Source organism: Pricia mediterranea (assembly GCF_032248455.1).
In the GTDB taxonomy this organism is placed as follows: domain Bacteria; phylum Bacteroidota; class Bacteroidia; order Flavobacteriales; family Flavobacteriaceae; genus Pricia; species Pricia mediterranea.
In genome coordinates, this window is sequence record NZ_JAVTTP010000001.1 from 1,512,409 (window position 1) to 1,532,691 (window position 20,283).

General features: G+C 44.7%; 16 protein-coding genes. 7 read left to right on the top strand and 9 right to left on the bottom strand.

Going from position 1 to position 20,283, the window contains the following annotated elements:
- Nucleotides 1-242 precede the first annotated feature (242 nt).
- The 3 genes from dcm (at nucleotide 243) to RQM65_RS06370 (ending at nucleotide 3,996) form a co-directional block, all read left to right on the top strand.
- Complete coding sequence (dcm, locus tag RQM65_RS06360) at nucleotides 243-1,478, top strand: DNA (cytosine-5-)-methyltransferase (protein ID WP_314013516.1); 1,236 nt, start codon at nucleotides 243-245, stop codon at nucleotides 1,476-1,478.
- Entirely contained in the window at nucleotides 1,471-2,868 is a 1,398-nt protein-coding gene (locus RQM65_RS06365; RefSeq protein ID WP_314013517.1) for a Sau3AI family type II restriction endonuclease, read from the top strand. Before dcm ends, RQM65_RS06365 begins: the two co-directional genes overlap by 8 nt.
- A gap of 327 nt (nucleotides 2,869-3,195) precedes the next feature.
- Complete coding sequence (locus RQM65_RS06370; RefSeq protein WP_314013519.1) at nucleotides 3,196-3,996, top strand: TIR domain-containing protein; 801 nt, start codon at nucleotides 3,196-3,198, stop codon at nucleotides 3,994-3,996.
- 71 nt (nucleotides 3,997-4,067) lie between these two features.
- Here RQM65_RS06370 and tnpC read toward each other — a convergent pair whose 3' ends face one another.
- The 3 genes from tnpC to tnpA form a co-directional block, all read right to left on the bottom strand.
- The gene (tnpC, locus tag RQM65_RS06375) at nucleotides 4,068-5,585 is read right to left on the bottom strand and encodes an IS66 family transposase (protein WP_314013521.1); all 1,518 of its coding nucleotides are present in this window, start codon (nucleotides 5,583-5,585) and stop codon (nucleotides 4,068-4,070) included.
- 74 nt (nucleotides 5,586-5,659) lie between these two features.
- Nucleotides 5,660-6,001: an IS66 family insertion sequence element accessory protein TnpB gene (gene tnpB, locus RQM65_RS06380; RefSeq protein WP_314012699.1), complete on the bottom strand. Its 342-nt coding sequence runs from the start codon at nucleotides 5,999-6,001 to the stop codon at nucleotides 5,660-5,662.
- A complete protein-coding gene (gene tnpA / locus RQM65_RS06385) occupies nucleotides 6,001-6,282 on the bottom strand; it encodes an IS66 family insertion sequence element accessory protein TnpA (RefSeq protein ID WP_314012698.1) in 282 nt (93 codons plus the stop codon). The genes tnpB and tnpA overlap by 1 nt, the downstream gene beginning before the upstream one ends.
- Nucleotides 6,283-6,519: 237 nt before the next feature.
- On the opposite strand from tnpA, the gene RQM65_RS06390 reads away from it, so the two are divergent.
- From RQM65_RS06390 to RQM65_RS06405, 4 genes are all read left to right on the top strand, one after another.
- Nucleotides 6,520-7,632: a hypothetical protein gene (locus RQM65_RS06390; RefSeq protein ID WP_314013523.1), complete on the top strand. Its 1,113-nt coding sequence runs from the start codon at nucleotides 6,520-6,522 to the stop codon at nucleotides 7,630-7,632.
- A 385-nt stretch (nucleotides 7,633-8,017) separates the two neighbouring features.
- Nucleotides 8,018-9,031 carry a hypothetical protein gene (locus tag RQM65_RS06395; protein WP_314013525.1) on the top strand — a complete coding sequence of 338 codons (1,014 nt, stop codon included), beginning with the start codon at nucleotides 8,018-8,020 and terminating at the stop codon, nucleotides 9,029-9,031.
- Between the two features lie 139 nt (nucleotides 9,032-9,170).
- Nucleotides 9,171-9,800, top strand: a complete 630-nt coding sequence (locus RQM65_RS06400; RefSeq protein ID WP_314013526.1) for an outer membrane beta-barrel protein — start codon at nucleotides 9,171-9,173, stop codon at nucleotides 9,798-9,800.
- Nucleotides 9,801-9,954: 154 nt separating this feature from the next.
- Nucleotides 9,955-10,194, top strand: coding sequence for a hypothetical protein (locus tag RQM65_RS06405; RefSeq protein ID WP_314013528.1), 240 nt, complete (start codon nucleotides 9,955-9,957; stop codon nucleotides 10,192-10,194).
- Between the two features lie 69 nt (nucleotides 10,195-10,263).
- On the opposite strand, the gene RQM65_RS06410 is transcribed toward RQM65_RS06405, so the two are convergent.
- The 6 genes from RQM65_RS06410 to RQM65_RS06435 form a co-directional block, all read right to left on the bottom strand.
- Nucleotides 10,264-11,478, bottom strand: coding sequence for a site-specific integrase (locus RQM65_RS06410; protein WP_314013530.1), 1,215 nt, complete (start codon nucleotides 11,476-11,478; stop codon nucleotides 10,264-10,266).
- Between the two features lie 929 nt (nucleotides 11,479-12,407).
- Nucleotides 12,408-12,815, bottom strand: a complete 408-nt coding sequence (locus tag RQM65_RS06415; protein ID WP_314013531.1) for a hypothetical protein — start codon at nucleotides 12,813-12,815, stop codon at nucleotides 12,408-12,410.
- Between the two features lie 473 nt (nucleotides 12,816-13,288).
- Complete coding sequence (locus RQM65_RS06420) at nucleotides 13,289-15,937, bottom strand: DUF7133 domain-containing protein (RefSeq protein ID WP_314013533.1); 2,649 nt, start codon at nucleotides 15,935-15,937, stop codon at nucleotides 13,289-13,291.
- A gap of 214 nt (nucleotides 15,938-16,151) precedes the next feature.
- On the bottom strand, nucleotides 16,152-17,756 hold the full coding sequence (locus RQM65_RS06425) for a sulfatase (protein ID WP_314013534.1): 1,605 nt from the start codon (nucleotides 17,754-17,756) through the stop codon (nucleotides 16,152-16,154).
- 219 nt (nucleotides 17,757-17,975) lie between these two features.
- Complete coding sequence (locus RQM65_RS06430; protein ID WP_314013536.1) at nucleotides 17,976-19,340, bottom strand: aldehyde dehydrogenase; 1,365 nt, start codon at nucleotides 19,338-19,340, stop codon at nucleotides 17,976-17,978.
- Between the two features lie 75 nt (nucleotides 19,341-19,415).
- The gene (locus RQM65_RS06435; RefSeq protein WP_314013538.1) at nucleotides 19,416-20,273 is read right to left on the bottom strand and encodes a PKD domain-containing protein; all 858 of its coding nucleotides are present in this window, start codon (nucleotides 20,271-20,273) and stop codon (nucleotides 19,416-19,418) included.
- Between the last annotated feature and the right edge of the window lie 10 nt (nucleotides 20,274-20,283).

Below are 20,283 nucleotides of genomic sequence, written 5' to 3' on the forward strand. Positions count from 1 at the left end.
ACAATTAATTTAAGGAAAAAGGATAAATCGTGGTATGAAAATAAACCATCTAAAAAGTCCAACAAGATGTTGGACAATCTGAATTAGATTTTAGATATTGTTTATATAAACGAAGAAACTTGCCGTCCCGGAAATATGCCAAAGATTGGATATTTTGAGGACAACATATTATAATATTTGAGAGTACTGGGCCTATCAGGCCAGATAAGAACTCATAATGTAACGGAACAACAGTAATATTCATGAAAGAAAAACTAAAAGTTGCGGAACTTTTCGCGGGTGTCGGTGGATTCCGGCTGGGACTTGAAAAAAGCGGATATGAGGTGGTCTGGAGCAACCAGTGGGAACCTTCAACCAAGATGCAACATGCATCAAAGGTGTACGTCGCACGCTTTGGTGCGGAAAACCACTCCAGCGAGGATATAGCGACAGTTCCCACGGACTCTATTCCGGACCACGACGTTCTGGTCGGCGGATTTCCCTGTCAGGATTATTCGGTGGCCACGACCTTGAACAGTTCTAAAGGGCTCAAGGGAAAAAAAGGAGTACTATGGTGGTCCATCCACAGGATTCTGCAAGAAAAGAAAAACAGGCCGAAATACCTGATTCTGGAGAACGTCGATCGGCTGCTCAAGTCACCCGCCAAACAGAGGGGCAGGGATTTCGCCATTATGTTACAGAGCTTGAACCAATTGGGCTACGCCGTGGAATGGCGGGTGATAAACGCCGCCGAATACGGTATGCCGCAAAGGCGTCGGAGGGTCTTTATTTTAGGTTACCACCGTTCGACGGACATTTACGAAAAAATGTCACGATCTGACGGTCCGGACTGGCTTATCCAAACCGGTACAATGGCAAAGGCCTTTCCGGTCTCGGAGAGCGAGACGGTCAGCAACAGGTTGGAACTGAACCCAGACCTTTTGAAGATCTCCGAAAGCTTCAACATGAACGGTAAACGTTCACCTTTCCTGAACTCCGGTCTGATGCTGGACGGACAGGTACTTACAATAAAGACCGAACCGAGTTACGACGGGCCCAGGACATTGTTGGGCGATGTACTGGAAGAGGATGTACCTCCGGATTTTTACATTGACCCGAAGGACGAGGAGAAGTGGCAGTACCTTAAAGGTTCCAAGACAATAGAACGTAAATCGCCGCAAGGGTTTACCTATAAGTATTCAGAGGGCGGTATGGTATATCCCGACTCCCTCGATAGGCCGTCCAGAACCATAGTTACCGGGGAAGGCGGAAAATCACCATCACGCTTCAAGCACGTAATCGGTACTGAAAACGGCCTGAGAAGGTTGACCCCTCTTGAATTGGAAAGGCTGAACACCTTTCCGGAAGACCATACAAAAATGGATGGGATTACGGATGCCAAACGGGCGTTTTTCATGGGAAATGCACTTGTTGTGGATATAGTGGAAAGGTTGGGCGAATACCTCTACGAGGAAGTCAATTCCCCGGAGTATGTATGATGTCACTTCCGCAGAATCCATCATTTCTTTTGCCAAAAAACTCAAGGACCGGACGCTACGCGACTGTTGCGACAGTATGATCGAGGAACACGGTATCGGTGGCAAGGGGAACCTTGGACAGATAATCGAGAAATACTACTTCGGTTATGAGCCTAATTCCGTTTCGGAGCCTGATTTCAAGATAGCCGGACTCGAACTTAAAACCAGTCCGCTCAAAAGGTTAAAGAGAGGAGGATTGGCAGCCAAGGAAAGATTGGTCCTGAACATTATTAATTACTTGGAGGTATACAAGGAGGAGTTCGAGACCAGTGCCCTTTGGAAGAAGAACGCCAGGTTACTATTAATTTTCTATCTGCACGAACCGGACACCGACCTATTGGACTACAAATTGAAACTGATAGAAGAATGGAACTATCCCGAAATTGATCTTGAAATAATTCGTCACGACTGGAAAACAATAAATGACAAAATAAAGTCCGGCAAGGCCCACGAGATTTCGGAAGGCGATACCTTTTATTTAGGTGCGTGCACCAAAGGGTCCACAGCCCTTAAATCGTTCAGGGAACAGCCGTTTAGCAATAAAAAGGCCAAACAGCGCGCCTACTCCCTGAAACAGGGCTATGTCAACCATATAATAGCCAATATTTCCCGGGAAGAAGATGAGATATACGGTAGAATTATTGCTAGACCGGAAATATTGGAAGTTTCCGCTTCTATCGAGGAAACCATACGCTCGATGTTCGAACCTTTCTATGGTAAATCAGCCCGCGAAATAGAGCTGCAATTAGGTCTCGAAATCAAGCGACGGTCGAAAAGTTATTTTGCCCTGCTGACCAAAGGGATGTTGGGTATCGGATTGGACAAGGAAATCGAGGAATTCGAAAAAGCCGAAATTGAGATCAAGACCGTAAGGGTCGAAACCAATAACCGTATACGTGAGTCCGTTTCCTTTCCTGCCTTCAGCTTTGAAGAAATATACAACGAAAGCTGGACCGACAGTAAGCTAAAGGATAAAATCGAGCAAAAATTTCTGTTCCTTTTCTTCAAGTCGCATGAGGGGGAATATAGATTTAACAAAGTGAAATTCTGGAATATGTCATATACCGACAGGAACGAAATGCGAACAATATGGCTCAGGACCAAAAAGGTTGTTCAGGACGGTGAAATAATCAAGGGTTTCAGGAAGTACAAAAACGGGAAAATTATCAGATTGAACAATTTTCCAAAAAAGACCGAGAGTCCAGTCGGACATGTCAGACCACATGGCAGCGATTCAATGGACACTAATCCACTACCGGTCAAGGATAAAAGAACTGGTGAGACAAGTTTTACCAAACAGTGTTTCTGGATGAACTGGGACTATGTCCGCGACAATATTTTTCTAGAATAAAACCCATAAGCAGAGAAATACAAGACTTTACCTACATTCATCGATCAATTCCTGCACTTCATCGATTTGTTAATTATTCGGGATAACTTCATGCCTATCCGTAAGTGATTTGAAATGGTTTTACGACCTTTAAATTCCTTTTAATTAATACGTTAGTTCAATTAAATGAAGGACTTTCATAATTAAACAAAATAGCCCGGATTCTCTATTTAAGACCGACACCAAAATTGGGGGGAGGAGGTCAAATAAACGAAACTTTTAAAATAGAAATAAGTGTAACTGCGGTCTTATGCAATTGTTGGTTGTAACTTGAAATAAACCGAATCTATGAAAATATTCTTAAGTTGGTCAGGAAATAAGAGTAAACTTATTGCTGAATCATTAAGCGAGTGGCTAGAACAAGTAATTCAATCAACTGAACCATGGATTTCAACCTCTATAGAAAAAGGTAAAAAATGGTCGAAAGAGATATCTGACAGACTTGAGGAATCAAAAGTTGGAATAATTTGTTTGACAAGAGAAAATCTTAATGCACCTTGGATATTATTTGAGGCTGGTGCAATTTCAAAATCTTCAGATTCCTATGTTTGTACATTTTTGACAGATATATCTTCACCGACGGAAATTACGGGACCATTATCTTCTTTTCAACACACGAGATTTCAGAAAGATGAGTTACTCAGATTATTAAAGACTATTAATTCCAGAATTAAAGAAAATAAAGGAGGAAAATCATTAAATGAAAAATCTTTAGAAGATGTTTTTGAAATTTTTTATCCGAAATTGGAAGCCAAAATCATAGAAATTTTAGAAGTTGCTCCCAATCAAGTAGCCGAAAATCATATAAGGTCTGACAGAGAATTACTCGAAGAAATAGTGGAAAGTCAGAGAAGTTTGAAGGAAAGAGTCAATGATTTATGGACTAATAAGGATATTGAAGGTATCGTTGACCAATATGTGAAAACTTATAATAGTGGAAAAGGACTTAATGAGTATGACATTGTAGACGAGCCACACTTGAGTGATTTTGTGGAAAAGCTTGGTAAAAATCCTTTAATAAGAAAACTATTTGCAAATCGTAATGATTTTAAAGATTTTGTTAAAGACAAATATGATATACCTTTTTAAAAAGTATCCAGCCCACTAACTACATCTTGTAACTTAGTATGATTTTCAGTACGGATTTGTTGTGAGGTCGATCAGCCCTGTTGTTCTTGCCGTAATTTCTTGTAATTCTGGGGGTACAGGTTGCGGATGTCCCTATGGTTGATGGACATTATGTTCTCCAGGGTGTACTTGAGCCATTCATATGGGTTTACCCCGTGTTTTTTGCAGATCGCAAAGAAGGAATACATAATTGCACCACGTTGGGCTGCATCATCAGAACCTGCGAACAGGTAGTTTTTACGCCCCAGTGCCAATTTTCTAATGGCATTTTCTATTAAATTGTTATCGATTTCCAGAATGCCGTCATAGAGATAGGCGCTGAGCCGGTCCCATCGATCCATGGAATACCGGAAGGCTTTCCCGATAGGACTCTTGGGAAGGATCGACCGGTGCTCCATCTGCCGGGACATCCATTTCCCGAATTCATTGATTACGGGCAGCGCTTTTTCCAGGCGCAGGGTTTTACGCTGCTCCGGGGTCAACTTCTGTTCCCTTGCACGGGCTTCCACGGCATAGAGTTTTTGGATAAAGGTCAAAGCTTGTTCGGCGCGCTCTTTATCGTTGTCCAGGGCCCTATCGAATTCCCTTAGGGCATGCGCCCAGCAGTTCAGGTGGGTAACCCCCTCACGTTTGCCTATTCTGTCATATGCCGCATACCCGTCACTTTGGAGGTAGCCTTTAAAATCGGCCAGCACATAATCGGCAGCCCCACGGCTACGCCCACGCTGGTAATCGAAGAGTACGGTCCCATCGATAGGGTTATGGTACACCCAATAGTACCCCTGATGGGTGGTGCCTTTTTTGTTCCTGTCGATTACTTTTATCGGGGACTCGTCCGCTTGGAGATACCCCTTTGACCTGGTATCCTCCAAAAGGTGTTGGTACAGAATATCCAGTATTTTAAGGCTCTGCCTGGTCCAGCCTTCCAGGGTGGAGGATGCAATGGGGATATCCGCTCTTTTAAAGCGTTGCAGTTGCCGGTAGAGCGGAAGGTGGTCCTCATACTTATCGACCAGAACGGAGGCCAGGAGCCCGGCCCCGGGAATGCCTTTTTCGATCACCCGCCCGGGCAGTTCCCCTATGATTACCCCTTCTTTACTTTTAGGGGCATACTTATAGCGGATGTAGCGTTTGATATAGTATCTGGCAGGCTCGTATTCCAGCTCATCGGTGACTTCTTTGCCGATACAGACCATATCGGTAATATCTTCGCTCGGATAGATCTCGATCTCTTCTACGGGAAGATGCCCGGGAAGGGCTACCCGTCCTTTATGGGTGGAAGTTCTTTTGCGGCGCTCGTAGGTAAGTTTTTCCTTTAATACCTCTTCTTGTTCTTCCGCCTTTTGCGGCTCCATCTCAAAGGGAAGGCCCAACTGGTTTTTATCACCTTCGAAGCGTTCCCTTTTTTGGCCAAGGGCCAGGCGTTTGTAATAGGCGAGCTGGAACCTGAGATCGGTATTTTCTTTTTCTGCTTTCGCCCTTCTTCCGGTCTCCTTGTCAAGGAGTGCCAAAATCTCTTCTCTAGTAAGGTTTTCCAAGGCTTCTTGCATAGCTTAAAGATACGAAAACCGCTCTTTTAAACCTACTGTAAACCCCTGTTTTTACTAGTCTTTTGCTTCTTTTTTCACCGTGGGTACCTCAGTTTTTGATGGGCCTTTTTTACCTGCAGCCCTTCTACCATAAGCACCAGTTCCGACCAGGTCATACCGGGATTGTTGCCTTTAAGGACAGGAGGGGTAAAACTGCCCTGTTCCAGGCGTTTATAGTACAATACGAATCCACCGGCCTCCCAGTGCAATAATTTAAGATGGGTACGGTTACGGTTTAAAAAAATGAACACATCGCCACTGGTAGGTTCCCTGCCCAGCTCATTGTTGACAAGCCCGCTTAGGCCATTGAACGATTTTCGCATATCACAGGGCCTGGGATAAAAGTGGTACGTATGGAACGAACTTAAGGCAAACATCAGTAAAGCCTGAGGAGTTTGCCGATCAAAGTGAACTGTGAGGCCCCCAGCCGTAGCCGGATCCCATTTGGATATATAAGTTCCAGATTTCCATCCATCAAAGGGTTTGGGCCTATAGTTACAAACCCTGTGCTACTGCCGGTATCTATCCGGGCCTTCTTTTTCTTCCAGTAATAAAAGGTGGAGGGTACAAGGCCCTTGGCCCTACAGAAATCCTTCCCGCTAAGGACGCCGTTCTCAAATTCATCGATCAGGGCGAACATTTCCTGTTCCTTGCTCATTTTATCTATTTTTGGGCAAAGCTAAAGTCAGGAGCGTGATCTAGCAATATGTACTTGGTGGGGTGGATACTTTAAAAAACTATAACCAGCCATACCTAATAAGTGATACTGGTATTGGGATGAGCTTCCCTCAAAACCGAATTGATATAAAGTCTGAATAAACGATAGTTTTGAAACCGGTAGAGGGGGGGAAATCCCGCAACTCAAAAGTTCAATTAAACGATAGCATAGATCAACATGAATTCTATTATAAAATTCTGTTCTAGATATATTTTGCTTTACGCTACTCTATGGCCCTTACTATTTATATCCTGCGACCAAAAATCCGCTGAAACCTCTGAAATAAGGGGTGTTTATGGTAACCCCAAACCTTTCTGGGATAAAGGATTCAATCTTAACAAGCTCGGGGTCAATGCTATTTTTGTCCATAGCGGATCAATCAACCATGATATGATTAACAGGGCCAGATCTGAGGGTGTAATGGTTTATGCTGAATTTGCTACCTTAAATGGTAAAAATTATGTAGAAACACACCCTGAAGCTTGGGCGATCAACGAAAAAGGCGAAAAAGTACAAGCTGCGTCCTGGTTTATGGGGGTTTGTCCTACCGAACCCGGCTTCCGTCAGTATCGTTTTAGCCAGTTGCGGAATTTACTTCTGGAGTATGAACTGGATGGTGTTTGGATGGACTATGTACATTGGCATGCCCAGTTTGAAGAACCTGAACCCATCTTGCCCGAAACCTGTTTTTGTAATCATTGTCTTGATGGTTTTTCAAAAGATTCCGGGATTGAAATCCCGGACGGAATGACCTCAGAGAAGGCATCATGGATTCTCAACAACCATGATGAATCATGGCGTAATTGGCGATGCAAGGTGATCTATGATTGGACCTATGAAATAAAAAGCATTATCAATGAAATCAGACCAAAGGCGCTCCTTGGACTTTATCATTGTCCATGGGATGATCAGGAATTCAATGGTGCAAGACGTCGTATACTGGGACTCGACTATAATTTATTGAAAGAAACTATCGATGTATTTTCTCCTATGGTATACCACGGGAGAATGGGACGAGAGCCAGATTGGGTAAAAGAGAATATACAGTGGTTTAGTAATCGACTGAATATTAAAAAGGGTTCTTATCCAAAAGTATGGCCTATCGTTCAAGCATATAACAACCCAGGGGTCATTTCCAATGAGGAATTTGAAATTGTTCTCAAAGGTGGACTGGCAGATGAATCTAGCGGAGTGATGATGTTCACAACTTCTGCCGTAGCTGAGGATAAAGGTAAAACAAAAGTGATGAAAAAAGTGTATACCAACCTATTGGAAAAATCAGATAACTAGATTATACAATTCTTTATCTAAACTGACAATTAATTTATATCATCATTTTCTTGGTGAGAGGATAAGGTGTCCATTTACAAAGTTCAAATTAACAATGAAAAAGTTAATTTGAATTATCATGATCTAGAAGATAATCACCCTGAGCGGGCTGGTTTGTATAATGTAAAGATTCAGCGGGAAAATATGGATGAGCTCGTAACTAGAGCATCATCGGATGGATTATCCTTTTCATTATTGGATTATGAATTGAAAGGTTCAGATTATATTTTGCTTGGCGAAATGTCAATGTCCTATAGAAGTCTAAATATAGGATTTCAAAATTCCTCGTCGATTTGAAGCAACCTTTTTGCATGTACCGCATCCTTGAAGAAAGGACGATATGAATATGAAAGAACTGATATGCGAAAAATCGAAAACGGCCGGAGGAACCAGCTTTTTTTTGCTTTTGGGGTTACTGTTTTTGAGCGGTTGCACAAAGGACAGAATTGATCCGAACGGGATTGGGCCGGGAACAACATCATATTCCCTGGCCAGTGCCCAATCCATCTTTATCGATAGCGGTAAGTTGTTGATTACAGGTTACGCGAACAATAGCGGCCATTTCAGCACACGATATTGGGCGGACTCTATCTCCATAGACCGATCCGAATTCATTGAATCGGTGGACAACGGCACCGTTTTTCGGGAGTCGGTGGATGAGAGCTATCGAACCGTTTATTCCTATAAAGATCTTAAAGGCGAAAACCAGAAATATCGGTTCGATCAGGGAAGCCTGTTTCGCGGCGGGCAAAATTTCTTCTATAAAAACGACTCGATAATAACATTGGACACTATAGCCATCGGGACGGTGTCCTCGTTATCCTTTTTGGAGGGAGCTCCCTATTACGCAGGCTATTTCGGTAAAATCGTAAAAACGGAGGCCGGGGATGCACTTTCTCCTGTCACTCCCTTTATCTGGAACGGAGGTCCAGCGTTGCTGGAACTGCCCCTGCCATCGGAGGAGGCCTTTTTTCAAGGCACCAGTAACGTTCATGTTGAAGGCCCTAACGAATTCTATGTCGGGAGCCGGGGATCCTTGCCGGCATACTGGAAGAACACCGAACCGATAGTACTCGATACAAGGTACGGGGAAGTATGGCAGGTAACCAAATCCGGCACGGACGTTTACGCGGTCGGCCTGATCAATAAAGATGGGTCGAACAGTACGGGCCATACTGCGTGTTACTGGAAGAACGAAGAGCTCGTCGAACTTGAGGAGGATGCACAGGCCTATGGTATATTCGTCGACGGGGATGATATTTATGTTTCGGGATCTGTCGGTCGCGTACCCGTCGAATATACGCCCTGCTTCTGGAAAAACGGGATTCGGGTAGATCTACCGTTCCATGACCGAAAATAAACCCTACCTATAAAGGCCGGGCGTTTACACCATCGGAATAACCATTTCCCGTCCCCATCGATCAGATCGGAACGAACATGGCCATACCGGTTATTGTCCCTTCTCGGGCCATATAACTTGGTCACATAACCTTTTGAGAATGAGAATTCGAATTTCATCAACGACCGCCATACTTTTGCTTTGCATTTCCGTAGTCCGGGCACAGGATATTACGAACAAATTCAGGATCGGACTATCTGCCGGTCCTGTAAAAAACATAAGCTCGGAAAGAGTTGCTTTTGGTCGGTACACTGGTTTTACCGCCGATTACGAACAAGTGAACTACAGGGTCGGCCTGGGCCTGGAGTACGGATTGAAAAGCAACCTCGCGATTACCGGAGCAATCGAATATTCAAATAAGGATTTCACGGGAACATATTTCTGCGACGTGTGCGACTTTGAGGTACCGCCGATCCCGGAGGATGTCTCCTTTGGTTTCATCTCGGTGCCGGTAACCTTTAAATACTACTTCCCGCCAAATAGAATCCGATGGTTTGTGGAGGCGGGTCTTAACAATATTTTCCCCTTGGACGAACTTGACTATGGAGCAGGATCCCTTTCGTTCATAACCGGGCTCAAAATCGCGGGGGGAATGGAATATAATTTAGGCCGAAAATTTGCCCTGCAGTTGAAGATCGATTACAACAACGGCATGTCGAGGGTATTCAAAGATTCCGATTTTAAGATCAAGTCGCTACACCTTGGAATAGGAATAATGAAAAACATATAAAAACCTTGGGCTACAGAACCCCATGATCTATTGCGGCGGATTTCCCAGCGGAAATCCCTGCTTATTTGCTAACCTCGGGTTACGGCAGAAAAGGACCGGGGACGTTTTCCGTTATGTATTACCAACCAGACGCTTGCCAAAGTTCAAATGAACGATGATAAAACAGCACGTCTGTACCCTACTTTCTGCCTTTCTTTTTATTAATGCAGGAATTGCCCAATCCGCCGACGCCTCTACTGACTCGCGCGATGGGCAAACGTATAGAACTATCAGCTTTGAAAACGCCATGACCCGTGGATATTTCGGTTCGGATAGTGCCACTGATTTCGGAGGCCTTGTGCCGGTCGTTTCGGTCCAAACCGCGCCAATTGAAACCTTATCTAATAACTTCTAAATCCGATACAAACTCATTTGTAATAAGGTAATTTAACTTTCCGAGGTTTAATATGATGTTTTGAAAAGTTTAAATTTCCAACCGCTCTTGATACTCATCCATAATATGCGTTGGTAGATTTTTGATGTAAATCTCCGTGGTCTGAAGTTTACTGTGCCCAAGCATTTTACTCAAGGCATTGATTGGCACATCACTAAGGATAAGATTCGTAGCCATCGAATGACGGCTGACATAGCTTGTTAGTTTCTCCTCAATATCACACAGTTCGGCAATTTCTTTCAGGCGTTTGTTGTAACGTTTGCGTTCCCATTGCACGTCATAGTATTGGTCTTGGATATCCTCCCTTCGTACTATTGGGAAAATGAAATCTTCTTTTCCCTTATCTTTTAAATAGTAGTCCAAGATTGAAGATAATTGCTGCGTTATTTTTATGTCATAAGGTCTAGCCGTCTTTTGTCTGCGGTATTGAATGCGACCATCGATAATATTACCCACTTTTAAAAAAGCCATATCGATAAATGAGATACCGTTCATCAAATAGGAACACATAAAATAGTTGCGTGTGTGAAATAACGGGCTGTCCGATTCCAATTGCAAACCAAGAATGCGTTTAATCTTATCCTTGCTAATCGCCCTTTTTGCAGTAGGTTGGGATTTTATCTTATACTTCCTAAACGGATAGTTGTCGGCCGATACAATTTCCTGATGAATCGCTTTGTTATAAATGGCCCTAATGGTTCTCATATACGTCGATAGCCCATTCAGACTATTCCCTTTCTTGAGATGGGCCGTTTCAAATTTTTTGAGATAAGAATAATTCAATTCCTCAAACCGTAAACTCTTCTTACCATGAAAATTCTTTAATGCTCCCAATGCGCTCTTATAAGCCCTGGCATTACCAAAACGGTTGGCTTCTTCCATTTCATCAATGAGTTCTTGCGTATATTCGAAGAAGGAAATCTTTCTGGTGGATTTGGTTAGCATGCGTTTCAAATCGGTTATACCTAGACCTTGTAACTGTTTGTTCTCCTCCAACAAATTAATGTCGTCCCTTAGTTCGGTTTTCTTTTTGGTCAGCATATTGTTCAAACGAGGTACTGACGAAACACCTTTATAGGTTCTCTTGACTTCGCGATTCTTCGCATTCCAGTATTCTGGCGGAACGGCAAATCCGGTTGAAATGGCAATTGTTTTTCGATGGTGGCTCAATCTGAAAATAATGGGGCACATGCCATCTTTTCGTTTGCGTCTCGTATCTATTGAAAGTGTAAGGTTGGTTTTCATTTTTTGAAGATACGAAAAATTTGCACTCAATTTGCACTCAAAATGGGGTATTATATGGTTTTATATGAATCCATATGATTTTTAAATCATTGATTACCAGTACTTTTAAATATTTTTTGGAATATATAAAACCATAAATCCGTTGCCTTCTAAGCAGACGGTCGCAGGTTCGAATCCTGCCGCGATCACGACACTCAGGGAACCACGCGAAAGCGTGGTTTTGTGTTTCAAAAGCGTCAAAAGCCAAAGCTTTTGTAAGCGGTTTGGAACTCAAAACCGAAGGCGACAGCCTCGCGGTTCCCTATTTGCAACATCGATGACAAAGGAAAACCGAGGGTAATCCTGCCGCGATCACTAATACTCGTAGGGCTTCCGAAAAACCGGGGGCCTATTTTGTGCGATTGCCATAAAATAGGCACAACAAATCAAATGCTTTTTATTCCTTTCTTGGTCGCCTAAATAAATCAAGTCCAGTCCAGAAATATGATTTGTCCGTAAGCTGACCACAGTAATAAAACTTTTCTCACCACTACTGTCATCTGCAAACAGCCTATTGCACATTCTGCAACGATTTTCCTAGATTTCGATAATGTTTCAAATAACTTCGCTGATTTACGTTAAAATTTCCGCTTTGCTTCCCACTACATTATGGATTCTGCTTTGGTGGAAACCATTAAAAGGAAGGCCGTGGAAGAAAACGAGCGTCGTCTAAGCCAAAAGAGATAACTGTTATAAAAGAGTAATGGCATACGATGAGGAAAAAAGAGAGAACCTAAAGCTGGAATAAAAAGCTTATCACTCGATTATGCCAACGTTTGATGTAAATTGGACTACTTGTGGCTGAAAAATCGGCAATTGTAAAAATACCTGTCATCTCACGCAGCCACGAATGGCCCAAACTTTGTTAAAGTGAATACTCATCTAAATATTTATTCCTCAAAAAAGTACTCACCTCTTTCAAATTCGACGTTTTTACCTGGCTCCATGAGATCGGCATCGTACTCTGCTGATTCATAAAAAGAGTAGATACATTCCTCACCTGCCTTAATAGTAAAACATTGCGCTCCATCTGGATGCGTATTTTGAAATGTGAAATCCCCTACTACATCTCTATGGTAAACAACAGCAAATCCTGAGGCATCGACCTCCGAAACGTTCCTGAATTTGACCTCGTAATCCCAAGTAAAGGTTTTATTGACCGTGTCGATTTCATATATGTAATGGACTAGTTCGGCTTCTATTACCGGATCGACTACAACTTCATCGTTATCACTGCTTTTAGAGCAAGCGAACAGAAATAAAGCAATCAAAAAAAGGATAGGGCTTCTAAATTTCATAAAAAGGATTTTGGTTAGGTCATGTCCATAACGATCCATATTCCTTTTTAATATATGAGAAGCGTCATTACATAGAGAAATGAAGCTCCCCTTTACTGAATACCACTGCCAAATTAAGGATTAATAAGCTCTATTCGTTCGAACAACGGGCAAGGTGATTCTCCAATAAGCCCATCGAAATTTTAACAGGTACTTAAAAGCGGATAAACAGAGCGTTTTGGGGCAACAGCAGCTCGGAGGCCTCATCCATAATAGAACTATCCAATTCTTTGCGATAAGCCTGGGGTGACTTCCAAATTCTTGTCTTCCAAGGATTCGCTGATTACATCGGAGGCCATGATTTTCAAAAAAGTGGTACAACATAGGTCCAACAAACTGTCAAATAAAGATACCCCTTCGGAAACATTATAGAAGAGCAACACAGGGAAAATTTAAATAAGCGATGGCTTGATAAATCTGAGGTTTTGTAAAATCTATTTTTGCTGCGACAAAAAGGCCACTAACGACGCCATTTCCTCAAAGCTCAGTGAATTTACCAAACCGGCAGGCATCATCGACGTTTCCAATTCCTGTCGTTCGGCAATGTTCGCCTTTTCGAGCTCGGTTGCATCCCCCACAATATTACGAAGGGTCAGTCTATCGGCGGATTCTGCCGTAACGAAGCCTACGTAATTATCACCTCCCGTGGTGCTGATTTGCACAGTGGAAAATCCTTGTGAAATAGAGGCATTCGGTTTTAGGATAGACTCCGCAATCTGCTCCCGGTTCATAATAGAGCCTATTTGCCCCATAAAGGGACCTTTCATGACCTGTTCTTCAGTGATGCTGTGACAAGCAACGCAACCTTGGGAATTAAAGAGGTCCGCCCCTTTTTCAGGATTCCCTTCAATCTCGCCTAAAGCTAGCATTACATCTTCTATGGAAGCCTCCCCGATCTGTCCCTTTTCATTTTTAATCTTATTGAAGTCGACCACTGGCATATCTTCTTTCGGTTGATCAAATTCCAATTCCCCAAAAGCATCGATCCCCAATCGATATTTACTGTTGAGTTCCGTAAAAAACTGGTTGTCGCTTTTACCCGTTGCCTTAAATTGATCTACTAAAAACGACCGGATAACAAGGGACTGTTCCCATTCTACGGTTTTGTAGTACGGCCCATGCGTATCGGGCCTGGTGCTCCACCACCAAGAAGTATCATAAGGCGCTTCTTTATAATAAATCCTGGCCAAGGTGTTCATTGCCTTTTTCTTGAAAGCGTCGTCAGTGGAACGGTTATACGCTTCAATAAGCGCTTTCACCACCTTGGAATCATGCATATAGCGCATGGCCCATAGGGCTAGGTCCTCATCAGCGGATCCAAGAGCGGCAATACAAGCATCGACCGCATTCAATTCTACCAATGCCTTTACGGCCAAATGTGGCAGAATGATTTCGGCATTCGGTGTAGCATGTGGGCCTTCGGTATTTATTTTTGGGGCGGTAAATGAACTCGGCACGTTTATCTTCAATAGTTGTTGGGCTGCAACAGGATTCCCTAGGCGGCCCAGACCGATAATAGCAGCTGCCTTTACCTCTTGAGATTTAGATTTCAAGCCTTTTAAAAAAGGTTGGATGGGCGCTTTTTCAACAATCTCCTTTCGATCGGCCAAGGCCCTTAACGTAAATCTTTGCACCGCGGTATCCTTTGACAGCGCCACCAACTCCGGAATACCCGTGGCACCGGCAAGCTGGGCGTAGGTGAAAATTGCCGCCGCCCGTACTTCCAAGGGCTGATTTTTATCTTTTGCCAGTTCCAATACCCCAGGGACCGATTTGACTTCTTGTCGTTGCAACAACTCATACTGGGCACTCAACCGCGACTTTGCATTTTGAGCTTTCAATAAATCGATCAAATCGTCGATGGATACATCTTTTATATCGACGAAAGGCTCGTACTTAAATTCCTTAGGGGTAACCCGAACCACGTAGCCTTTATCAGGGTTTCCTGAATAACCGGCACCGTCCCAAGCGGATAGATACATTGTACCCGAAGCATCCATATCTACATCCGTGATTTGTGGCAATTGAATAAACTGTTCTTCCTGCTGTGTGAAGCTCGGACCGTCATTCGTGACCCTATGAATGTATAACTGGTTCCTTCCCCAGTCGGCCATCATGGGAACATTATTGTATTTTTCAGGCCATCGTTCATCGTTCATAAAAAGTGCCCCGGTCCCCGAACCGCCCCCCACATCGACCAACGCCGGTAAGATTTCTTCGGTAAAATGTTTAAAAAGCACCGGATAACCGTATTCCGCGGATTGTATTTGGTGAGCGAACCTTACATTCCATCCCCCGCCATCGTTGGTGTTGCCTCGGGTAAATACATTCATGAAAGGATCAATGGCCACATCGTAGATATTTCGCAGCCCATGGGTATAAACTTCCATTTGGGTGCCATCGGGACGTATTCTCACAATGCCGCCGCCCAATTGGGTCATTTTGGTACCCTCTCTGTCTGTTGCGTTGTGAAAACCGAAATCGCCCACGGCGATGTAAATCCAACCATCTATACCCATTTGTATGCCATTGGTGGCATGGTCTGTTCCCCGTTCCCGCAAGTACTTCGGATTACTCATGTCCTTGATCAGCACTTTGGGTGGGCCATCGGCAATGCCGTCCTTATCTTTATCGTCAAAAACCACAAGGTCCATGTTATCCGCTTTTTTGGTATCGTCCGAAAAGGTGGTGTGAAGTACAAATACTTGGTCACCAATTGGTAAAATCCCCCTTGGGTTATCCAACTGTGCAAACTCGGTGTGATAATCCATGATGCCATCGTGGTTACAATCGACCAAACGTTTTATCGATCCCTTTCCCATCTCTTTTCCGAGAGAGCCCATCATATCCACGCCGACAAAAACCTCGCCTGAAGCAGCCACTCCCATACAGGCTGGGCTAGGGGTAAGTTTAGGACCGGAAAAACCCTCTATCTCCAAATCCTTGGGCCAATTAAGTGCGTTGATCACAGAATCCGTTGGATATTCAACAACGTCGGCACTTGGTACACATTTCTCATTCTTATCTTGACAGCTTGCTATCACTAGAAACAGTATCACAAAAAAAACGGGTCGTTTGGTCATGTAAAATTTTTTGGTTTTTAACTTACTTGAAGACTTGTCTCACTTTGAATTGGGCAAGACCATATCAACAATCTTGTTGTCATTCGGATTGCAAATAAACGAATTTTGTGCCAACCTATTGTCAATTGTAAAGCGAGCACCAAAGCAGAAGCATTTAAAATCGCATCAGGACGAACAGTCTTCGGTATGACGCTTTTGAAGCGTACTATTTAAATCAATCCGAGGTGGTTTTACTGTCCCACCAAGTATCGTTCGGCTGAAAATCCTCGGACAAAAATTTCAATCGTTCAGCTTCGAGCCTGGGCATGAGAATTTCGATTTTCTCTCGATGCAGCCTTTTTGCCAGCTCGGGATCATACTTGGTTTCTTTCCGCGGAAAACGGGCGTTGTTCTCTTGAAGAAAAGCCTGCAATTTATCACCCAACCGCTCGGTTACGGCCGGATTAGCGTCGGATATATCCTTTTCTTCCTTGGGATCGACTTCCAAATTATAGAGCTCCCTCTTATCGCCTTCATAATAATGGATCAATTTCCACTTGCCTTCCCGAATTATGGACGAGGGATTTCCTCCTTGGTTGCCGTAATGTGGATAGTGCCAAAACAGAGCCCTGTTTTCCAAACCTTCTCCTTCGAAAAGTGGTTTAAGGCTTACGCCATCGACATGTTGTTCGGGTTTTAGCGGGATATCGGTCAAATCGAGCACTGTGGGATAAAGATCGGCCCCGGTCACGGGATAGTCTATCGAGGCCCCGTTCTTCAAACCTGGCACTTTGATAAAGTATGGCTCCCGGATGCCGCCTTCCCATTGGTAGCCCTTGCCGCCACGAAGGGGAAGGTTGGTCGTCGAAAAAGCATCCCCGGAAGCTACCCCGCCATTGTCGGAAGTGAATATTACAATAGTGTTTTCGTCCAGCCCCTGTTCCTTAAGGCCGTCAAGGACGAGCCCGACCGCATCGTCCATTTGTTCTACAAGTCCGGCGTAAATAGGATTGTCCTGTACGACTCGAATCGGCAATACGCGTTCCATTTCAAAACCATGGTCCTTGATACCCATCTCTTCGGCCTTGTCCCGGTAATGACCCCACTTTTTTTCGGTCGTTTGGATCGGGCCGTGTACCGCATAGAACGAAAGATAGGCGAAAAAGGTACTGTCCTTGTTCTTTTCGATAAAATCCACGGTCTCCCGGGCAAGCCGCATCGAGAGGTTCTCCCCCTTTTTCCTGTTGTTCAGGTTCGGGTTCTCCCATGGCGAGAAGTAACCTCCTATTGGACTCCCAACGTCCCAACCGCCCTTGTTGATATCGAAGCCGTGATCTCCGGGCCAGGAGCCCTCCTTGCCCAAGTGCCACTTCCCGGCAAAAAAGGTACGGTACCCGTTGGCCCGCATGGTCTCGGCCAAGGTGGTATCCCGGGAGGGCAATTGGTGAACATACCCCGCCGGAAGCAATTTATCGTTCCGACCGTGGTTGCGCCAATCCGTTCCCGAGGCCGCCCCTATCCAATCGGTAATGCCGTGCCGTGCCGTAAACTGCCCGAGCATGATACTCGCTCGTGAGGGACTGCATACCCTGCTGGCGGCATAGCCTTGGGTGAACATGGTGCCTTCGTTTGCAATTCTATCGATATGAGGAGTCTCATAATAGTCGCTTCCGGTGACGCTAAGGTCGTGCAGCCCCAGGTCATCGGCCAGGATGAAGACCACGTTCGGCCTCTTCTTTTGGGAAGCCGGCCCTTTTTCTTTACAGCCTAAAACTGCTATAATACATAGCAGTAGGCCCCACACCGGTATTCCTCTCAAGTTGATCTTCGACCTTATCATGGTTCCGTAGTTTAGTTGGGGAAAGCTTGCTATCAGCGTCTATGATCAAAAATAAATAATTTGCCCTATAATGTAGCCATTGCACCATAATGTAACGATAGCGTAACGATTTGAATCGATTGTACCATTAAGTTCGCATAATGCCTCCCCTCACCTTTTGACACCATCCCACTAATTTTCATCGGTACGGTCTCGAACCTTTTATCCGGTCGCCTGCAGCTAAAAAAGATGTTTCACTTTTTTGACAAATTTCAAGGGCATGGTATAGGGGGGGTACCGCAAGGGAATATCCAACCAATTCGCCTTTTTGATAATCGACTTTTGATGGGAAAATAGGTCGAACGAAGTCCGCCCGTGATAGGCTCCGATACCGCTGGCGCCCACACCCCCAAAGGGCAATCGCTTGTTGGTAATCTGAATGACCGTATCGTTAATGGCACCGCCGCCAAAACTATAGGTGTCGATAATCTTCTTTTGGAAGGACTTACGGTTCGAGAATACGTAGGTGGCCAATGGTTTCCCGTATTTGGCTATATGCCTGTCGATATCGGCCTCATTTTCATAGGAAATGATAGGAAGTATCGGACCAAAGATTTCCCCTTCCATCAATTTGCTGCCCAGTTTTGGTTCGTTGACCAATGTGGGCGAAAGATAATTGTCCGAATCGTTGGTATTCCCACCGAACAGTATCTCTTCCCCCTTGAGCATATCCTTTAGTCCGGAGTAATGTTTTTCACTGACCGTGCGGGCGTAATCCGGGGAATTTTCTATGTTTTCTCCATAGAAGTCCGTTATGCTTTTTTTAAGCTCCTCTACCAGCTTCTGCTTCACGGAGCTATCTACCAATACGTAATCGGTTGCGATACAGGTTTGTCCCGCATTTAAAAATTTTCCCCAAGCGATACGCTTGGCGGCGGTTGCGATGGCTGCGGTTCCGTCTACGATCGTAGGGTTTTTGCCCCCCAATTCCAACGTAACGGGTGTCAGGTGTTTGGCCGCGCTTTCATAAACGATCTGTCCCACACGGGTGCTTCCGGTAAAGAAGATATAGTCCCATTTTTCGGCCAATACCCGTTGTGAGGTTTCCACCCCGCCCTCGACTACCGTAACATATTCCGGTTTGAACGCGGCCTTGATGATCTCGGAAACGATTGCGGCGGTATGCGGCGTAACCTCCGAGGGTTTGATCACCGCGGTATTTCCAGCCGCCAAGGCGCCGATCAAGGGCGCGATCGCCAATTGGAACGGATAGTTCCAGGGGGCGATGATAAGCACATTGCCATACGGCTCTTTATAGATGTAATCGGAAGACGGCCAGTTCATCCAGCTCGACCCTACTTTTTCCGGTCGCGCCCAAGACGCCATTTTTTTCAAGGTATGCTTGAGATCCGCCAACACAAATTGGGTCTCCGCGGCCAAAGTTTCGAACCTGGGCTTTTTAAAATCGGCGTAGATGGCATCGCAGATAGCATCCTCCCTGGCTATAATTTCCTGTTGAAGACGCCTTAAAGCCTTTTTTCTGAATCCGACATCCTTTGTGCGATGCGTCCGAAAGAAATCGCGCTGTATCTTTAATTGCTCCATGGGTAAAGGTATAAATTCTCCGTACTGGATATCAAATCTGCCGAAAATTCGTGTGGTGATTATTTCGTGTGGTGCTTATAAGGCCTCCAACGATAGATGAAACAATAAGGTAGGCTTCTCGAATACCGATGGCTCGGTATGGATGCCCAAAGCCACGTTCATCGTTGTTTCCGTAATTTCCTTTAAGATCACCACTAGGCTGGCATCCTTAAACCCTAAGTATTCGCCCAAAATCAATTGGGTCTTGTCCTTAAACGCTACTGGTCCCGTGGCCGCATCGACCGTAAAACCGCCCTCTAGCACTTCCCAAGTTGCGTCCGTAGCAGGGGTGTACACCACATTGGCCAAGGGAACGTTGTTGGGATCGGCGGAGACTGCCGTAATGTTCGGACCATGGACGACACTGGCATAGACCAAACCCATAAGGCTTTGACCGTCCTTGTTGTCAACAATATACCGCCCGTCATGGACAAAGGTGAACGTATCTTCGTAGGATGCGCCCAGCCCGTCATCAACGGGTCCCGCCCCTTCCTTGCCTGCAGTAAAGGTCTTTTTCAAACGCCATGATTTTCCATCGGGTTGGGCCGGGCCGCCGGTAAGTAATAGCTCCAGCGAAGGTTGAATGGTGACTTGCTTGGTTTCCGAAAAAGTACCGTTATTTCCGCTCACGGTCATGACTACGGTGAAGGTACCGGGACTTGCATAGGCGTACACGGGATCTTCCTCGGAACTGGTATTGCCGTCCCCAAAATCCCAGCTCACGGTATCGGCATTGGCTACGGTGCCGTTAAAGCTTACCTGGGTGCCGTCGACCAGAAACTGAAAATCGGCGAGAGCCATTGGGGGTTCTTCGTCATCGCTACAATTCGCCACCACAAAGGCGAGAATCAACAGAGCGAACATTCGTTTTAAATTCATTTCCGTCGTTTTCATAGGATTGGTT